This is a genomic window from Pseudomonas sp. W5-36 (assembly GCF_046540455.1).
Classification (GTDB): Bacteria; Pseudomonadota; Gammaproteobacteria; order Pseudomonadales; family Pseudomonadaceae; genus Aquipseudomonas; species Aquipseudomonas graminis_B.
On record NZ_JAXCIQ010000019.1, the window covers coordinates 20,299 to 38,352 of the forward strand.

General features: G+C 61.2%; 12 protein-coding genes. 5 read left to right on the forward strand and 7 right to left on the reverse strand.

The features are described 5' to 3' along the window. Positions 1 to 141 precede the first annotated feature (141 nt). Genes SLW74_RS23095 through glgA form a run of 5 tightly spaced genes read right to left on the reverse strand, consistent with a single transcriptional unit; the run spans position 142 to position 8,906 of the window. On the reverse strand, positions 142 to 594 hold the full coding sequence (locus tag SLW74_RS23095; protein ID WP_410930236.1) for a DUF2934 domain-containing protein: 453 nt from the start codon (positions 592 to 594) through the stop codon (positions 142 to 144). Positions 595 to 610: 16 nt separating this feature from the next. Continuing rightward, on the reverse strand, positions 611 to 3,397 hold the full coding sequence (locus tag SLW74_RS23100; protein WP_410930237.1) for a malto-oligosyltrehalose synthase: 2,787 nt from the start codon (positions 3,395 to 3,397) through the stop codon (positions 611 to 613). After that, positions 3,394 to 5,478, reverse strand: a complete 2,085-nt coding sequence (gene malQ / locus SLW74_RS23105) for a 4-alpha-glucanotransferase (RefSeq protein WP_410930238.1) — start codon at positions 5,476 to 5,478, stop codon at positions 3,394 to 3,396. Before malQ ends, SLW74_RS23100 begins: the two co-directional genes overlap by 4 nt. Beyond that, positions 5,468 to 7,294, reverse strand: coding sequence for a malto-oligosyltrehalose trehalohydrolase (treZ, locus tag SLW74_RS23110; protein WP_410930239.1), 1,827 nt, complete (start codon positions 7,292 to 7,294; stop codon positions 5,468 to 5,470). The genes malQ and treZ overlap by 11 nt, the downstream gene beginning before the upstream one ends. A 25-nt stretch (positions 7,295 to 7,319) precedes the next feature. After that, positions 7,320 to 8,906, reverse strand: a complete 1,587-nt coding sequence (gene glgA, locus SLW74_RS23115; protein ID WP_410930240.1) for a glycogen synthase GlgA — start codon at positions 8,904 to 8,906, stop codon at positions 7,320 to 7,322. A gap of 604 nt (positions 8,907 to 9,510) precedes the next feature. On the opposite strand from glgA, the gene SLW74_RS23120 reads away from it, so the two are divergent. Together SLW74_RS23120 and SLW74_RS23125 are read left to right on the forward strand one after the other, a co-directional pair. Next, on the forward strand, positions 9,511 to 10,002 hold the full coding sequence (locus tag SLW74_RS23120) for a GNAT family N-acetyltransferase (RefSeq protein WP_410930241.1): 492 nt from the start codon (positions 9,511 to 9,513) through the stop codon (positions 10,000 to 10,002). A gap of 437 nt (positions 10,003 to 10,439) precedes the next feature. Beyond that, positions 10,440 to 11,996 (forward strand): TerC family protein, encoded by a 1,557-nt coding sequence (locus SLW74_RS23125; protein ID WP_410930242.1) that lies wholly within the window; start codon positions 10,440 to 10,442, stop codon positions 11,994 to 11,996. A 91-nt stretch (positions 11,997 to 12,087) separates the two neighbouring features. On the opposite strand, the gene SLW74_RS23130 is transcribed toward SLW74_RS23125, so the two are convergent. Further along, on the reverse strand, positions 12,088 to 13,833 hold the full coding sequence (locus tag SLW74_RS23130; RefSeq protein ID WP_410930243.1) for a phosphoethanolamine transferase CptA: 1,746 nt from the start codon (positions 13,831 to 13,833) through the stop codon (positions 12,088 to 12,090). A 330-nt stretch (positions 13,834 to 14,163) separates the two neighbouring features. Beyond that, positions 14,164 to 14,337, reverse strand: a complete 174-nt coding sequence (locus SLW74_RS23135; RefSeq protein ID WP_141695114.1) for a DUF6026 family protein — start codon at positions 14,335 to 14,337, stop codon at positions 14,164 to 14,166. A gap of 321 nt (positions 14,338 to 14,658) precedes the next feature. Between SLW74_RS23135 and gnd the strand changes: the two genes are divergently transcribed. From gnd to SLW74_RS23150, 3 genes are read left to right on the forward strand one after another with little or no spacing between them, the layout of a single operon-like run. Continuing rightward, positions 14,659 to 15,636 (forward strand): phosphogluconate dehydrogenase (NAD(+)-dependent, decarboxylating), encoded by a 978-nt coding sequence (gene gnd / locus SLW74_RS23140; protein ID WP_065987181.1) that lies wholly within the window; start codon positions 14,659 to 14,661, stop codon positions 15,634 to 15,636. Continuing rightward, entirely contained in the window at positions 15,636 to 17,159 is a 1,524-nt protein-coding gene (zwf, locus tag SLW74_RS23145; protein ID WP_410930244.1) for a glucose-6-phosphate dehydrogenase, read from the forward strand. Before gnd ends, zwf begins: the two co-directional genes overlap by 1 nt. Then, complete coding sequence (locus SLW74_RS23150) at positions 17,156 to 17,974, forward strand: HAD family hydrolase (protein WP_192135946.1); 819 nt, start codon at positions 17,156 to 17,158, stop codon at positions 17,972 to 17,974. Before zwf ends, SLW74_RS23150 begins: the two co-directional genes overlap by 4 nt. The last annotated feature ends 80 nt before the right edge of the window (positions 17,975 to 18,054 follow it).

The window sequence follows — 18,054 nt, forward strand, 5'->3', positions numbered from 1 at the left end:
TGACTGCGCCATCGATGCAACAGGGTGGGTGCAACAGGGTGGTGCGACTGAATCAAAACTACCGCAGGGACACGACCGTTTTGCGACGATCCCTGCGGCAGGGGTACTGGCTTTGCGACGATGACGCGTTACGCCTGGGAATCAGGGCGTAGGTGGCTTCGCTGCGGCGGGCTTCTTCGCAGAAGACTTGGCGGCAGGTTTGGCCGGTTTGGCGGAAGCGTCAGCAGCGCTTGCTGAAGCTTTTGGCTTGGCAGCAGGCTTGGCCGGCGCTTTTGCCGCTGGCTTCGGTGCAGGCTTGGCGTCTGCCTTTGCATCAGCACTGGCCGGCTTGTCTGCAGGTTTGGATGCAGACTTCGCAGCAGGTTTGGCCGCAGCTTTAGCAGCGGGGTTGGCGGCAGCAGCCTTGGGCTCCGCTTTGCCGTCAAGCTTGGACTTCGCCGTCTTCGCAGCAGCCGGTTTTTTAGGCGACTTCGCCTCGGCGGCGGCCAACTTGCTAGCCATTTCCCAGTGGCGGGCGTCTTGCCCATGTGGCTTGCCTTCCGTTTCCCAGATCTGGTGGGCAAGCTCGCTGATTCTTTTATCGTCGGCACTCATCTCGACACTCCCGGTATCACAAGGTTTGTATAAGCAGGTTTACAGAAATTTCCTTGAGCGCTGCGCTGAGCAACAGTTCCTTGCTGGATGTGACTGTAGCCTGTGAAAAAAGTCCCTTCCAATTTGGATGTGAATCAGCGAACGGCAGGTTGATTCGTGTATCGCCCCAATTTGCTGCACTGATGAATGGAGTTTGCGCAGTGCCCAATAGTTCAGCCGGCAAGCGCGGAACCACAACAATAGCCCGCATCTCCTTCGTTACCCGGGCAAAAGCCACGACGTGATCGGCTTTTTCCCCGACCACTTCCAGCGGTTGATATTCGCCTTCACTGAACAGAGCGGGGTACTGGTTGCGCAGGCTAAGCACCTGAGCAATCAACGCCTGCTTGATCCGGCCGTCGTGCCACTGGTTCAACAGCTCGGTGACCGGCACGGACGCCTGCAACGCTTGTTCGCGAGCGGGGTAATCCACCGGACGGCGGTTGTCCGGATCCACCAGGCTGAAGTCCCAGAACTCGGTGCCCTGATACAGATCAGGCACACCGGGCGCTGTCATTCGCAGCAAAGTTTGCGCCAGACTGTTGAGCGCGCCGGCGGTCGCGATGCGATTGGCCGTGGCACCAATGGATTGGCGCAGTGCCAGACCGTCGGCGCTGAGCAGCACGTGCTCCAGAAACTCGCGGCAAGCGGTCTCGTAGGCTTCGTTGGGAGCGCTCCAGCTGCTGTGCAGTTTGGCTTCACGCAGGGCCTTTTCCTGCCACTGAGTCAGGCGCTTTGCGTAGGCTTCGAAGGCCGGCTCACCTTCGAGATCCAGCGGCCAGCTGCCGATGATCGCTTGATACAGCATCAGCTCGTCACCGGGGCTGATGTGGGTGTCGCCGGTCTTGAGCGGTGCCGAAAGCTGCTGCCAGCGTTCGACCTGTTCGGCGTACCAGGGCGCCAGTTCACTGAGCACGGCCAGACGGGTGCGAGTGTCTTCGCCGCGCTTGTGGTCGTGGGTCGCGGTGGTCAGCAGGTTGTTCGGAAAGCTCTTGTGACGCTCGATCGAGACCTGATGAAAAGCCTCTACCGGTGCACTGAAATGTTGCGGGTGGAAGCCCACGTCATTGCGCGACAGCAACACGGCGGAGCGGTAGAACGAGGTGTCTTCCACCGACTTGGCGGCCACTGGCGAGGTCAGCTGCTGGAAACGGTTGCCGGCCTTGCGGCGCATTTCGCGCAATGGGCCCGTCGGGTAGTCACGCAGCTTCTCGCCACCCAGCCACAACTTGAGCGAGTCCAGCACCGGCCAGTCGCCTTCGCTGAGCATCTCGCGCGCGCCATCCATGGCCTGCTGGAAGAAACGCTCGTCTTCGGCAGAACGGCCGCAAGCGGTGAGGTAAGTGCGGTAGACCGGGAAGTTACTGACCAGCGCCAGCAGCGCCCGGCGGATGGCGCCAAGGGTCATGTCGCGGGTCATCACGTCACTGCGCGACACCTGCAGCAACGCCTGGGCCAGGTTCTCGAAATCACCGGCCAGTGTGCCGTGAAGGATCAGGTCGCGAGCTTCCAGGACTTCCTTGTTGAAGTCGGCCGTGCGTCCGCTGAGGCGGCTCCACAGCTCGCCCAATACCGCTTCACCCTTGGGATCATGCTGCAGGAGCGACACCTGGTTCATGAATTCATAACCGGTGGTGCCATCGGTATTCCAGTCGGTGCGCAGTTGCTCGTCGGAACCGAGGATCTTTTCGACGAAAATCGGCAGACGGTCCAGCTCGGTGCCTGCCGGGCGCCGTTTCATCAGGCTGTCGACGCGACGGCGCAGCTTGCGGCAATAGCCGCGCGGGTCGGCCAGGCCATCGATGTGGTCGATGCGCAGACCATCCACGAGGCCTTCAGCGATCAGTTCGAAGATCTTGCCGTGGGTCGCCTCGAATACCTGCGAGCGCTCGACCTTCAGGCCGCCCAGCTCGTTGATGTCGAAGAAACGCCGCCAGTTGATGTCGTCGCCTGCGGTGCGCCAGCTGGCCAGTCGATAGTCCTGCTGCTCAAGCAAACGGTGCAGGCGATCGAAGCCCTCCGGCGTGGTGGAGTCGAACTGCGCCAGGCCTTCTTCAACGGCCTTGACCAACTCGGGCTTGGCCTTGACCGCCTCGGCCAGTTCCGCCTTGGCCTGGCGCGCACGCTCATAGGCCTGCGGATAGTGGTCGAGTTCGGCAAAGCGCTGGGCCAGTTCGTCCAGCTCGGGACGTTTCGCAGCCTTCAACAGCGGCGCATACGTAGCCGGATTGATCGGGAAGAGATGCTGGTAGTGCTCGGCGTGGAAGCTGCCGTTTTCTGCATCAAACCGCAGCGGCACTTCGCCGTTCTGCAACACGGTGCCGTAGTCAGTGCTCAGGAACGGCAGCAACAGTTGGCCCTTGAGCAGCGGGTCCGGGGAATTCCACTGGATGTCGAAGAATTTGGCATACGGGCTGCGTTGACCCCATTCCAGCAGGTCAAGCCACCACGGGTTGTCATTGCCACCGACCGCCATGTGGTTGGAGACGATGTCGAGAATCAGGCCCATGCCGTTCTCGCGCAGCGCCGCGACGAAGCGCAGCAACGCAGGCTCACCGCCCAGCTCGGGGTTGATCACCCGTGGGTCGACCACGTCGTAGCCGTGCATGGAACCGGCGCGGGCTTTCAGCAACGGCGAGGCATAAATGTGGCTGATGCCCAGGCTAGCGAAGTACGGCACCAGCTTAGTGGCGTCGTCCAGCGTGAAGTCTTTGTGGAACTGCAAACGCTGGGTGGCGCGCAGGGATTTAAGAGGGGTACTCATTTTTGATCACGCTCCGCGGCTTGTTTACGTGCCGCTGCCAGAATTTCAAGGCGTCGCGCTGCATCGGCGTTGTCCAGCAGTGAACCGCTGTCGCCGTTGAGCCGACGTCGCCAATTGGGATGACTGTCGATAGTGCCGGGGAAGTTCGCCTGCTCCTCGATACCGAGGGCGTCCTCGATCGGGAGCAACACCAACGGAGCCGGGGTGTGGCCGAGGTAAGCGATGCTGTGGTCGATGATGTCGGCGGCGCTGATGTCGTCACCGCCGCTTGGCAGCGTGTAGTTCTGCTTGAGTGCCTTGACCAGCCCCTGGCGTTCACGCTCGCGGCTGTCACGCATCTTCTGCTCGGCTTCGTCGTCGACAAACCCGAGGGTCTTGTTCCACTGGATGTCCAGCTCGCTCAGCCAACCGGTGAGGGTAGGGAGGTCATGGGTGCTGGTGGTCGCCAGTGCATCTCTGGACCATTTGGTGATCGGCTTGAACGTCGCATCATCCTGTTCGAACAACAGCACGCGCATGCCGAGGATTTCACGCTCGGACAGTTTTTCGTGCAGGCCTTCAGGCACGGTGCCGAGGTCTTCGCCGAGAACGATCGCTTCGTGCCGCCAGGATTCCAGGCTCAACAAACGCAGCATGTCGTCCAGCGGGTAGTTCAGGTAAGCACCTTCACTGGCAGGCGACCCCATCGGCACGACCCACAGGCGCTGCAGACCCATCACGTGGTCAATGCGCAGGCCGCCGACGTGGGCGAAATTGGCGCGGAGCATTTCAATGAACGCCTGGAAGCCGTTGCGCTTAAGGCCCGTCGGCGAGAACGCCGAGATGCCCCAGCTCTGGCCCGAGCGATTGAGAATGTCCGGCGGGGCGCCGACGGTCAGCGCGGAAAGCAGCTCGTCCTGACGGCTCCAGGCCTGACTGCCGGCACCGTCGGCACCCACGGCCAGATCGCCGATCAAGCCGACGCTCATGCCGCTCGAACGCGCCGCGGTCTGCGCGCGCTCAAGGCCGCGAGCGATCAGCCACTGGGCGAACGCGTGGAAGCCGATCTCTTTCTCATGCTTGGCGGCGAAGGCGTCGAGGGCGGGGTTCTTCGGATCTTTGTACTGCTCCGGCCATTCATGCCAGTTGCCGCCGATGCCCAGTTCATCGCCGGCATCACGCAAGGCCTCAAAGCGGCAGTGGTTTTCCAGCGCTTCACCGCCTGCGCGGCGGAAGCTGTTGAAGTCCTCGCGGAAAGGGTGATCGCTGCCCGTGAAGCCGGCATACAGCTCGCGGAACAGTGTCCATTTGGCCTTTGCCGCGGCCGGCCAGTCGATCAGCTGAAGCCCTTCGAGGCGCTTGAATTCCTCGGCCAGGCCAGCCTTCTCGATCGCGACTTCAACCGCACGGTCTCCCAGAATGGTCCCGGGCGCTGCGTACAGCGCGTTGAGGAACAACCGGCTGGACGGCGAATAGGGGCTGTAGCGCTCGCTGTCGTTGGAAAACATCGCGTGAACCGGGCTGATGGCCACGGCCGAGGCGCCACGTGCGCCGGCATCGCGAACGAAAGCTTCCAGCCCCTGGGTGTCGCCGATACCGCCATCACCGTCGCGACGCAGGTAGTACAGCTGCGTGGTCAGGCCCCAGTCGCGGGCGATGGAGTCGTTGCTGGCCATGGTCAGGCTGTAGCAGGTCTTCGGCGCAACGGCGATGGTCAACTGCTGACCATCCACTTCCAGCTGGTGATAGCCGACGGCGGCCAACCCTGGCAGGGCGGCCTTGTCGGTCAGCTTTGCTTCGAGCAGCGAGCCGTCCTCCAGCGTCAGCTTGAACGCGGTGGCTGGCGCGAACCAGCTCGACAGGTCCAGATCCTTGCCATGGTCGACGGTCATCAAAGGTGGCGGGGTGGCCGGCTGGCTTTCTTCGTTCAGGCGTTTGAGGCTGGCTTCGACGTCTTCTTCTGTCTCGGCGGGGTACCCCAGACCGCCGAGGACCTTGCGCAGGACCTCGGGGCTCACGTGTTGCGGTTTGGCGTTGGCGTCCTTCCAGTCAACCGACAGGCCCGCCTGGGCCGCCAGTGTTTCCAGTTGCTCATTGCTCATCCTGTTCCTCCACAACATCACTCGATTTCAGGCTGACAATGGCCGTGTATGGATTGAGGGTGGCGGATGGGGAAAGTTCTGCGGACTTGGCGTGGGACTGATGAAGCACTCTGTAGCCGCTGTAATCATCGGTGTCGACCGCCTCGGTGCCGAGGTTCAGGTCGATGCGCAGCTCGCTGCCGTCGCCCAGTGTCCAGCGTGCGCTGACGGCTTTGTCGCCCAGCTCTTTCACGCCAAGGGAGCTGGCGCCGTGCAGGCGAGGGAACAGTTCGGTCTTGCGAATGTGCAGCAACGTTTTGTAGAGCTCAAGCCAGTTGCGATGGTCCTGACCCTTGTCGGTTTCCAGCAGCAGCGCATCGAACGCCGGGCGCGAGGCTTCGAAGGTCTTCAGCGCGTTGGGATCGGGGATCTGTTCGCGCTTGGCCGGGTCCTTGAACGCGGCAAAATCCTTGAACTCGCCACGACGGCCTTCGCGCACGGCGTCCGCCAGCTCGTCATGGAAGTCGGTGAAGAACAGGAACGGTTCGCTCGCGCCCCATTCATCGCCCATGAACATCAGCGGCACCATCGGTGACAGCAGCAACAGTGCGGTCGCCGCCTGCAGTGCTTGCGGCGGGCTCAGCTGGACCAGCCGCTCGCCGAAGGCACGGTTGCCGATCTGGTCGTGGTTCTGCAAGAACAGCACGAAGGAGGTCGGCGGCAGGTGGCCGCTGGGTTCGCCCCGGGCGTGACCATGGCGGGTGGATTCGCCTTGATAGACAAAGCCTTCACCCAGCAGACGGGCAAGCTTCTGCGTGGGCTTCTCGGCGAAGTCGGTGTAGTACGCGTCCGTCTCGCCGGTCAGCAGGACGTGCAGCGTGTTGTGGCCGTCATCGTTCCACTGGGCGTCGTAGCCCTGATCCATGCGCCCGGCTTCGTTGAACTCGTTTTCCAGGGTCAGCCAGACGTGACGTTCGGACGGGATTGCATCGCGTACGTGTTTGGCCAGGTCTTGCAGGAAGGTCGGGTCTTCGATGGCGTGCACAGCGTCGAAGCGCAGGCCGTCGAACCGATAGTCCTGCAGCCACATCATGGTGTTGTGGATGAAGAAGTCGTGCACCTCACGGCGGCGGAAATCGATCGCGTCGCCCCACGGGGTCTTCTTGTCGCTGCGGAAGAAGTGCTTGGCGTAGGCGCCGAGGTAATTGCCGTCCGGGCCGAAGTGGTTGTAGACCACGTCGAGAATGACCGCCAGGCCCAGACCGTGGGCGGTGTCGATCAAGTGCTTGAGCTGGTCGGGCGTGCCGTAGGAGGACTGGGCAGCATAAGGCAGCACGCCGTCGTAGCCCCAGTTACGGTTCCCCGGGAACTGCGCGATAGGCATCAGCTCGATAGCGGTGATGCCGGTATCGACCAAGTGCTGGAGGTGCTTTTCAACGCCCTCATAGCCACCCAGTGCACCGACGTGCAGCTCGTAGATGACGGCCTCGTGCCAGGGCCGGCCTTGCCACTCAGTGTTTTCCCACTGATAGGCGGCCTGGTCGACAACGATGCTGTAACCATGCACGTCGCCGTCCTGCGCCCGGGAAGCCGGGTCAGGAACAGTGAGGTTGTTTTGTGCATCGAGGGTGACGTTGTAGCGATAGCGTGTGCCGGCAACACACTCGGTGTCGAGAACGAACCAGCCGTCCTGCTCTGGCTGAAGGGCCTGGGCAGGCCCGTTTTCGAATTCGACGCTGACGTTTTTGGCATCCGGTGCCCAGAGGGCAAACTGGGTGTGTTGTTGATCCAGCATGACGGCGCCGTGGCGCCAGTTTTGATCCGTGCGCGAAGGCATCCGTAATTCCTTGATCATTGAGTTATCAGTAGTGCAGTACCGCGACCGCATTCTTTTTCAGCAGCTCCTGGTACAGATCAGCGTAGGGTTCTACCGCTTTGTGCCAATCGAACGGAGCGGCCATGGCGCGGCAGCGCATGGCGTTGAGCAACAGCGGGCTTTCGAAGACCTTGAAGGCGCGGGTCAGGGCGTCGGTGTAGCTTTCGACGGTGGATTCGTCGAACAGAAAGCCGGTGCAGCCGTCTTCAATGGTGTCCGCCAGGCCGCCCGTGCGACGTGCGACCGGCAGCGAGCCGAAGCGCTGTGCGTACATCTGGCTAAGGCCGCAAGGCTCATAGCGGGAAGGCATCAGCAGAAAGTCACTGCCGGCGAACATGCGACGTGCGTCGGTTTCGTTAAAGCCCACCCGGACGCTGACCTGACCCGGGAAACGGGCGGCGAGGTCGCGCATGGCGTCTTCTTCTTCAGGCTCGCCACGGCCGATGATCGCGATCTGGCCGCCGTTGTTGACGATGTGCTCGGCCACGCCAATGGTCAGGTCCAGACCCTTTTGGTAAACCAGACGGGAGACCACGGCGAACAGTGGGCCAGTGGACGGCTCCAGTTCGAACAGCTCGCGCACGTAGTCAGCGTTGATTTCCTTGCGGGTCCACTCATTCGGGGCGAAGCGGCAAATCAGGTGTTCGTCGGTGGCCGCGTCCCAGCTCTCGTCGATGCCGTTGGGGATGCCGCTGAGCTGACCGCGGTCGGCCTTGCTCTGCAGGAAACCTTCCAGGCCGCAGCCGAAATCAGCCGTGGTGATTTCCTTGGCGTAGGTCGCGCTCACGGTGGTGATGTGGCTGGAGTAGGCCATGCCCGCTTTGATGAACGACAGCTGGCCGTAAAATTCCATGCCCTCCGGGTTCAATGCCGAGTCCGGAATGCCCAGCTCGCGGCTGGAGGCAATGCTCACAAAGCCCTGATACGCCAGGTTGTGAATGGTGAAAATCGACGGCGTGGTCTGACCGCGCCATTTCATATACGCCGGCGCCAGGCCTGCTGGCCAGTCGTGGGCGTGAACCAGCTCGGGGCACCATTGGGTCTTGACCGCGCCGGCTGCGAAGTCGGCGGCCGCCAAGCCCAGGCGGGCAAAACGGATGTGGTTGTCGGACCAGTCGCGGCCGTCATTGTCACCGTAGGGCGTGCCTTCACGCTCGTACAACTCGGGACAGATCAGGACGTAGATGACCAGACCGTCTTTCATGTCCATCCGGCCGATCTTGCAGGGAGGCAGCGCGGCGTGGCCGGGCAGCTCGCTGATGATGTGGATCGGATAGCCGCTATTGATGACCTGCGGATAGCCGGGAATCAGCACGCGTACATCGTGCAGGTGGCGCATGGCGCGCGGCAGTGCGGCAGACACATCGCCCAGGCCGCCGGTTTTCACCAGGTCGGCCATCTCTGAAGTCACGAACAGGACTTTCTTGCGGGTAACCGAAGAAACCACTGGTTGAACAGGAGGCAGTTGCAGCACAGGTGCGCTCGTCGTTGCGAAGACCGGCAGATGGGTCAGCTCGCTGGCCGGCTGATTAAAACTCTCTCCCTTCTGGGTTTTGACAGCGGCACTAATCATCGTTTTCTCCAGTTCGATATGCAGTGTTGGTACAGCACTTAGTTGTAAGCGGCCATTTCCTATGGCCAGGCACACAAGACCTACGCAAGATCGATACCCATTTACCGACTGCAGATAAAGGAACAAGGTGAAAGCGTACTCTGCTTCGATTTTTCAACAGCATAGTTGCTCTATTCACATGACCCCGGCGCCTGTGTAGAAGTTTCGACAATTTTTCCGGGCCGTGTCTGGCATGCGGGGTTGCGATCCGGCGCATCCTGTCATTCGGGGAGTTCTGCCGATCTGCAAGCCCGTGAATGCGCCGTTGTGGAGCATGGGGTGTCGGCCCGTATAACGGGGTGCCGCCGGTCGGATTGTTGGACAATCATCGTGCCGATGGTCTACTCCCGCGCAGGGCCTGCGCCTTTGTGGGACGCGGGACGCACATTTCGATAGCGCTGCCTTTTCTCGGTGCGTGCCGGAACAAATCCTGACCGATCAGAGACATTTCCTACTTCTGTATAAGGATATTTTTGCGGCCAGGGCGTTAGAATCGCCGCCACGCGGCACGTCGGCACACTGAGTCGAGCGCCTGTTGAGGTTTCTCCAGCGGTAGAGGAAGTCAATGCAAGCCCCTGAGGTTCTGGTACTGCAAGCCAGCTATAGCAATTCGGTTCACGCTGAAGCCATCGGGTTTCTGCTCAATCAATACGCCGAGGACGCGATGGGCGGTGGGAAGTCGCTGTCCACGGACACCCGTCAGCAGTTGGCGATCGAACTGGCCAAGCGCCCCCATGCGTTCAGCGTGCTGGCGTTCATCGCCGGCGAGCCGGTTGGCCTGGTCAACTGTTTCGAAGGGTTCTCGACCTTCGCCTGCCGGCCCTTGGTTAACGTCCATGATGTGGCAGTGATCGCCTCGGCCAGAGGGCAGGGCATCAGTCAGAAGATGCTGGCGAAGGTCGAGGAAATCGCCCGCCAGCGCGGCTGCTGCAAAATCACCCTCGAAGTGCTGGAAGGCAACGAAGCCGCCAAAGGCGCCTACCGCAAGCTCGGTTTCGCCGACTACCAGCTGGACCCGCAGATGGGGCGAGCGTTGTTTTGGCAAAAAGCGCTGTAGCTGAGCGCTGTTAGTGGGACCGGCTTCAGCCGGGAAGAGGCCGGTGTGAACAGCCTCAATTTTGCGGTGTGACGCCTGACGCTTTCCCGGCTGAAGCCGGTCCTACCAAGGCGTTCACTTACGCTCCTGCAAACGCACGCAATAATGCATTCACTCACGCTCCCGCTAAACGCACGCAATAATGCGCAAATCCTTTGTAACAGTTCTGTCCTGTAAGGCGATTCCGAGAGCGCGATAGGATCGCCTCCCGTATTGCTTTCAGGACTCACATGTCGCTCTCTCTGGAACCTCCCAGTCGCCGGTCCCTTTCGAACAGGATTCCAGGCGTTCATTCCGCGTCATCACCCTTAAACAAGATTTCTATCTGGCTCGACCCACTTTGCCGTGTGTCGGGCCTTTTCGTGTCTGTCCCATTGATCGAGAAGGGGCGCTGACCCATGGAATGGATTGCTGATCCCACGGCCTGGCTTGGCCTGTTGACCCTTATCGTGCTTGAGCTGGTGCTCGGCATCGACAACCTGGTGTTCATCGCCATCCTCGCCGACAAGTTGCCGCCCGAGCAGCGCGACCGCGCGCGGGTGCTGGGGCTGTCACTGGCGTTGATCATGCGCCTGGGCCTGCTCGCGAGCGTTTCGTGGATGGTCACGCTGACCGAGCCGCTGTTCGAGATTTTCGAGAAGAGCTTTTCCGGTCGCGACCTGATCATGCTGTTTGGCGGCGTGTTCCTGCTGTTCAAGGCGACGATGGAATTGCACGAGCGGCTGGAAGGTCACGTCACCCAGCGGGCCGGCAGTACGACCTACGCGCTGTTCTGGCCCATCGTCGCGCAGATCGTCGTGCTCGATGCGGTGTTCTCCCTGGACGCTGTGATCACCGCCGTGGGCATGGTCGATGAGCTGTCGATCATGATGATCGCCGTGGTGTTCTCGATCGCCATCATGATCATCGCCAGCAAGCCGCTGACCGCCTTCGTCAACGCGCACCCGACGGTGATCATGCTGTGCCTGGGCTTTCTGATGATGATCGGCTTCAGCCTGACCGCCGACGGCCTGGGGTTCCATATTCCCAAGGGCTATCTGTACGCGGCCATCGGTTTCTCGATCCTGATCGAGGTGTTCAACCAGATTGCCCGTGCCCGTCGCAAGCGCAGCGTCAAAGGCGACCTGCCGCGCCGCGAACGCACGGCCCACGCCGTGTTGCGCCTGCTGGGTGGCCGCAGGCCGAGTGCCGAGGAGGTCGGTGAGGAGATCGCCGACATGCTCGATGGCGACAGCGACGAGGTGGTGTTCGACCGCCGCGAGCGGGTGATGATCAGCGGCGTGCTGCAGTTGGCCCAGCGCCCCATTCGCGGTGTGATGACGGTGCGCAACGACGTCGACGTGATCGATCTGGATGACACGCCGGAAGGCATTCGCCAGCGACTGGTCAACTCACCGTACTCACGGCTGCCGTTGATCCGCGGGGGCCGTATCGACGAGCCGCTGGGCTTTGTGCACAAGAAGGAAATGCTCAATGCCTGGCTGTCCGGTGCCGAGCCGAACATCGAACACCTGGCTCGACCGACGCTCAATCTGCTGGAGAGTTTCTCGATCCTCAACGCCCTGGAACAGATGCGCGCCCAGTCCACGCACATTGCGTTCGTGATCAACGAATTCGGCGACTTCGCCGGCATCCTGACCATGACCGACATCCTCGAATCCATCGCCGGCGAGTTGCCGGACGCCAGCGAAATCGAGGGCCCGGACTTGATCGAAGAGGGCGAGGGCGTGCTGGTCAACGCCGCCATGAACCTGAGCCACCTGCGCGAACGCATCGGCTTCAAGGCGCGGGCGACCGGGGACTATCAGACCCTGGCCGGACTGGTGGTGAGCCTGCTGGATCGCTTGCCGGTGACAGGTGATGAGCTGCAATGGGAAGGCTGGCACATTAAGGTCGTGCAAGTGCAGGAGCGGCGGGTGACCCGCGTACTGTTGCGCCAGACGCCGTCAACATAACCTCCGCTGACGCCTACTCATCCCGGCGGAAACAAAAAAGGCCTGCATTGCGCAGGCCTTTTCGTTTGGAGCGAACCTTACTTCGCCTCTATTACTTGTTCACCACCTGAGGCATGGCGCCGGGCTGGCTGGCGGCCTTCTCCATGTGGGCAAAGTCACTCAAGCCCTTCGGCGCATAGGGGTCGCCGATCAGTCGAGGGCGCGCCTTGAAGTCCAGGCTGACCAGGCTCTTGGTGGTATCGAGTTCATCAAAGCTCAGCCCTGCCAGTTGCGCCCAGGTGTGGATCAGGTTGGAACTGGTGTAAGGACGGTCGTGGATGCTCTCGAAATTCCAGTCATGGGTCTGCTTCCACTTCGGCGAGGCGTAGGCAATGAACGGCACGGTGTACATCGGGATCGTCGGCTTGTTCTCGTTGCGGCCCAGGGTATTGCGGCCTGGCGAGTCATAGACGTCTTCGCCGTGGTCCGAGAGGTACAGCAGGAAGCCGTTCGGGTCGGCCTTGCCGTATTCCTTGATCAGGCTGGAGACCACAAAATCGTTGTACAGCACGGCGTTGTCGTAGCTGTTGTAGAACTCCAGCTTGCTGTCATCGATGTCCGCCGGCACGCCCTCACGTCCGCTGAACTTCGCGAATTCTTCCGGGAAGCGGTACTGATAAGCCATGTGCGTGCCGAGCAGGTGAACCACAATCAGTTTGCGCGGCGCGGCATCGGTCAGTGCCTTGGCGAACGGCGCGAGCACGTCGCCGTCGTATTGGCGGGCGTTCTGGTTGCGGTTGTTGTTCAGATAGACCTGCTCGTCAGCCTGCTCGGAGAAAGTGGTCAGCATCGTGTTGCGCTTGGTCATCGTCTGCTGGTTGGTGATCCAGAAGGTCTTGTAGCCCGCCTGTTTCATCACGCTGACGATGGACGGCGTCTTCAGGTAAAGGTCCGGGTTTTCCTCGTCGGCGAAGGTCAATACCTGCTGCAGCGCCTCGATGGTGTAAGGCCGTGGGGTGATGACGTTGTTGAACACCTGCAACTGGTCCTTCATGGCGTCCAGGTTCGGCGTCGTCTGGCGCGGGTAGCCGTACAGATGCATGCGCCCGCGGTTGGTCGACTCGCCAATCACCAGCACCAGGGTGGTGGGCAGGTTAGCTTGCTGGTCCTTGAGATTTTTCAGTGGAGCGATGTTGCTGCTGCTGGTCAGCATGTCCTGCATGCCATCCAGCTGCTGGGTGTAACGGTGATAGGCAACGATCATCTGCCATGGCACCGCCGGTTCGATGCGCGACTCGAACGCTTCGAGGGCAGAGGCGGTGTCGTCGTGGCGGGCGAACTGCTTGGCCAGCGGGTAACCGATGATGCCGATCAACAGTGCGGCGGCCACGGCGTACGCGCGAGGGCGCGGCATGTACACCGGGCGAAGGCGGGTCCACAGGAATATCGCGAACGCGGTGTGGGCGATGAACGCCAGCACGATCCACCACGCGAAGTACTGGGTCATGTATTCGCCGGCTTCAGAGATGTTCGATTCGAACATGATGAAGATGACGCTCTGGGAAAACTCCTGCTGGTAAATGAAGAAGTAACCCAGGCTCGCCATGGAGCAGGCCCATAGGACCACGCCGATGACGGCCGCCATGATCCGGGTCTTTTGCGGGAACATCAGCATGGGCGCGAGCCAGATGCCGCTGATCACGAACGCCTGACGGAAGCCGGCAAAGCCGGTGATACCGGTCAGCTGAATAAGCAGCTGAGTGATGCCCGAGAAGTACCAGAAAAACACGAACAGCCAGATGATGCCCGCCCAGTCGAACCCTTTCGGAGTCGCAGTGCTCCGTTTCATCGTTGTCATCAAGCGCTCCGCTATAGACCTTTTCAGGCGGCAGAACACCGCCTGAACTCATTCCAGTGCCAGCAATTGGCCAGCAACCAACCTGTTAAGGGTCGGGATTATGTTTTCAGACGGGTGAAAATTTTGTCACGCGGAGCGTTGCGAAAACGGTGAAACCGGCTATGGACCTCAATCGCAGTCGAGGCGGGGAACGTAACAACGTGTGTCGGGTCCGACGGAGGGTCGAAAGACGCGTCAAGTGCGCGGCATTGCGAGTACAGGCAGGGGAGGCGAGGGATGCGCCGGCAAGCCTGCAGATCAGGCTTGCCTTGGGAGGAGGGGTGTCGCGGATCAGGCGTGCAGGGCGTTGCTGCTGCCGATGAGCTGGGCATGCTGCAGCATCGAAGTCAGCTGGGCAACTTTCTTCTGCAATACGGCGCGTTCTTCCCTGAGCTGGCGCAGCTCGTCACGACGGATTGTGACGTAAAGGGTCTGTGGAGCGTTGGCTGTCATTACTGTGCCCATTGCACACCTCGCAAATGGCGGATTCAACTTCATAAGGTTCAAGCAAGGACGCCTGCTACTTGGCATGTCCTGCTCACTACCTCTATCGGCCGGGATTCTGATTTCTTTTGCGTAAAAAAGGAACTTTTTTATTTTTGATTGTCGCGAACGTTTCTTGATCGCGAAAACGTGCGTCATAGGGCAGTCTTGCAGACCTCTGTGCCCCCGCACATGAAACTTTTTTCACCGGGAAACCATAGTTTGCCTCCCCGGACTAACCCACTATGCGGCACTGGGCTATAAACTGAGGCACCTCTGAATTTGATTAAGGAGCACCTCTACATGCAACTCGGGATTGTTGGACTAGGCCGCATGGGCGGCAACATCGCACGTCGACTGATGCTCAATGGCCACACGACTGTGGTCTATGATCGCGATGAGAAGTCTCGCACCGTGCTCGCCAACGAAGGTTCAACGCCAGCCCATGACCTCGCGTCACTGGTTGCGGCGCTGGAAAAACCGCGGGCCGTCTGGGTGATGTTGCCTGCTGGCGCTCCAACCGAAGACACCATCAACGAGCTGGCCACTTTGCTCGATGCCGACGACGTGATCATCGACGGCGGCAACACCTTCTACAAGGACGACGTGCGTCGCTCCCTCGCCCTGAAAGACAAGAACTTGCACTACGTCGATGTCGGCACCTCGGGCGGCGTCTGGGGTCTGGAACGCGGCTACTGCATGATGATCGGCGGCGAGACCGACGTCGTCACGCGCCTTGACCCGATCTTCAAGACCCTGGCCCCGGGCATTGGCGACATCCCGCGCACCAGGGACCGTGCCAAGGACGCCGACCCGCGTGCCGAACACGGCTACATCCACGCCGGTCCGCCGGGCGCCGGGCACTTCGTCAAGATGATCCACAACGGCATCGAGTACGGCATGATGCAGGCCTTCGCCGAAGGCTTCGACATCCTCAAGACCAAGAATTCGGACAACCTCCCGGTTGAACAGCGCTTCGACCTTAACCTCGGCGACATCGCCGAAGTCTGGCGTCGCGGCAGCGTGGTGTCTTCCTGGCTGCTCGACCTGACCGCCGACGCACTGGCCACCGACCCGCAGCTCAACGCCTATTCCGGCTCCGTGGCCGACAGCGGTGAAGGCCGCTGGACCATCGAAGCGGCCATGGAGCAGGCGGTACCGGTTCCCGTGCTGTCCACTTCGCTGTTCGCCCGCTTCCGCTCCCGTCAACAAAGCACGTACGGCGACAAGATGCTGTCCGCCATGCGTTTTGGATTCGGTGGTCATAAGGAACCAAAATAATGGGTTTATCCCGCAGCAAGCAGAATACGCCGGTCGCTCCGGCGACCACGCTGTTCCTCTTCGGCGCCCATGGTGACCTGGTCAAACGGCTGTTGATGCCGGCCCTCTACAACCTGTTTCGCGACGGGTTGGTGGGGGAGGACCTGCACATCGTCGGCGTTGACCACAACACCGTCAGCGATGCCGATTTCGCCAAGAAGCTCGAAGACTTCATACGTCAGGAGGCGGCCAGCAAGGTCGCCCAGGGCGGCGAAGAGCCGCTTGACCCGGCGTTGTGGGGCAGCCTGTCGAAGCGCATCACTTACATCACCGGCGATTTTCTCGACGATTCCACGTACGCGGACATCGACGCGAAGATCAAGAGCACGGGCACCCGCAACGCCGTGTTCTACCTGGCGACTGCGCCGCGTTTCTTCAGTGAGGTGACGCAGCGTCTGGGCTCTTCCGGGCTGATGGTCGAGGACGACGAGAGCTTTCGTCGCGTGGTGATCGAGAAGCCGTTCGGCCACGATCTGCCCAGTGCGGTGGCCCTGAACAACTGCTTGCTGAAGGTCATGAGCGAGAAGCAGATCTACCGGATCGACCACTATCTGGGCAAGGAAACGGTGCAGAACATTCTGGTCAGCCGTTTCTCCAACGGCCTGTTCGAGTCGTTCTGGAACAACCATTACATCGACCACGTGCAGATCACCGCAGCCGAAACCGTGGGTGTCGAAACCCGCGGCAGTTTCTACGAAACCACCGGCGCCCTGCGGGACATGGTGCCCAATCACCTGTTCCAGCTGCTGGCGATGGTGGCGATGGAGCCGCCCGCTGCTTTCGGCGCCGATGCCGTGCGCGGCGAAAAGGCCAAGGTCGTCGGCGCGATCCGGCCCTGGTCGGAAATGGAAGCGCTGGCCAATTCGGTGCGCGGTCAGTACGCCGAGAGCAACATCGACGGCAAGCCCGTCACCGGGTACCGCCAGGAAGACCGTGTCGATCCCGAGAGCAACACCGAGACCTACGTCGCACTCAAGGTCATGATCGATAACTGGCGCTGGATGGGCGTGCCGTTCTACCTGCGCACTGGCAAGCGTATGAGCGTGCGCGACACCGAGATCGCCATCTGCTTCAAGCCTGCACCGTATGCCCAGTTTCGCGACACCGATGTCGACAGCGTCGCGCCGAATTTCCTGAAGATCCAGATCCAGCCTGACGAAGGCATGTGGTTCGATCTGCAGGCGAAGAAGCCCGGCCCGACCCTCGACATGCAGACCATTGAATTGGGTTTCGCCTACAAGGACTTCTTCGAGATGCAGCCGTCGACCGGGTACGAAACCCTGATCTACGACTGCCTGACCGGTGACCAGACCCTGTTCCAGCGTGCCGACAACATTGAAAACGGTTGGCGTGCCGTGCAGCCGTTCATCGATGCCTGGGCCAAGGATCCGCAGGTGGACCTCTACCACGCGGGTGAGGACGGGCCCTCGGAGGCCGATGAGTTGCTGGCCCGTGACGGCCGCACATGGCAGCGCCTGGGATGAGTGACGCTTCGCAGTCCCTCATCCAGTTCATGTTGTCCGACATCGATGGCACGCTGCTGCACCCCGATCACAGCCTGAGCCAGGCCAACATCGATGCGGTGCGCAAGCTGCAGGAGGCCGGCATTCATTTCTCGGTCGCCAGCAGCCGGCCCCCTCGGGCCATGCGGCAGCAGATTGAAGCCCTGGGCATCACGCTGCCGACCGTGGCGTTCAACGGTGCCAACATCATCAATCCTGACGGCAGCCTGCTGAAGGCCCACCGCATCAATGCCGCCGCGGCACGCACCAGCCTCGAGCTGTTCGCCAGCGAGGCGGTGGCGGTCTGGGTGTTCGCCGACGACCAGTGGCTGCTGCTCAATCCCGAGGGGGATTACGTCGACCACGAGCGCAACACGCTGGGCTACGACTTCGTTCATGTCGCCAGCTTTGACGACTACCTGGACCGCATCGACAAGATCGTCGCGGCGAGCAAGGACTTCGAGCTGCTCAAGCGCCTCGAGGTCAAGCTCAACCCGCTGATTGCCGAGTCGGCGTTGGCAGCCCGTTCACAATCCTATTACCTCGACGTCACCGCACTGGACGCCAACAAGGGCACTGCCCTTGAGACGCTGGCCGATGCGTTGGGCGTGCCGCTGGCTCACACCGCCGCGATCGGCGATGCGGGCAACGACGTGGCGATGTTCCTGCGCGCCGGGCTGTCGATTGCCATGGGGCAGGCCGAAGTGGGCGTGAAGACCCAAGCCAACTACGTTACCGACAGCAATGCCGATGACGGGCTGGCCAGGGCCATCGAGCGATACATCCTGCCCCGTTGATTCGGGGCGGCGGTTGCGCTGCTACTCATGGGTACAGCTACTCAAGGGCACGGCGCACAACAACACTAACGTGCTCACCG

Bases quoted from the DNA above. Each gene is read 5' to 3' on its own strand.
- SLW74_RS23095 (WP_410930236.1), bottom strand. From the start codon at position 594: ATGAGTGCCGACGATAAAAGAATCAGCGAGCTTGCCCACCAGATCTGG.
- SLW74_RS23100 (WP_410930237.1), bottom strand. From the start codon at position 3,397: ATGAGTACCCCTCTTAAATCCCTGCGCGCCACCCAGCGTTTGCAGTTC.
- malQ (WP_410930238.1), bottom strand. From the start codon at position 5,478: ATGAGCAATGAGCAACTGGAAACACTGGCGGCCCAGGCGGGCCTGTCG.
- treZ (WP_410930239.1), bottom strand. From the start codon at position 7,294: ATGCCTTCGCGCACGGATCAAAACTGGCGCCACGGCGCCGTCATGCTG.
- glgA (WP_410930240.1), bottom strand. From the start codon at position 8,906: ATGATTAGTGCCGCTGTCAAAACCCAGAAGGGAGAGAGTTTTAATCAG.
- SLW74_RS23120 (WP_410930241.1), top strand. From the start codon at position 9,511: ATGCAAGCCCCTGAGGTTCTGGTACTGCAAGCCAGCTATAGCAATTCG.
- SLW74_RS23125 (WP_410930242.1), top strand. From the start codon at position 10,440: ATGGAATGGATTGCTGATCCCACGGCCTGGCTTGGCCTGTTGACCCTT.
- SLW74_RS23130 (WP_410930243.1), bottom strand. From the start codon at position 13,833: ATGACAACGATGAAACGGAGCACTGCGACTCCGAAAGGGTTCGACTGG.
- SLW74_RS23135 (WP_141695114.1), bottom strand. From the start codon at position 14,337: ATGGGCACAGTAATGACAGCCAACGCTCCACAGACCCTTTACGTCACA.
- gnd (WP_065987181.1), top strand. From the start codon at position 14,659: ATGCAACTCGGGATTGTTGGACTAGGCCGCATGGGCGGCAACATCGCA.
- zwf (WP_410930244.1), top strand. From the start codon at position 15,636: ATGGGTTTATCCCGCAGCAAGCAGAATACGCCGGTCGCTCCGGCGACC.
- SLW74_RS23150 (WP_192135946.1), top strand. From the start codon at position 17,156: ATGAGTGACGCTTCGCAGTCCCTCATCCAGTTCATGTTGTCCGACATC.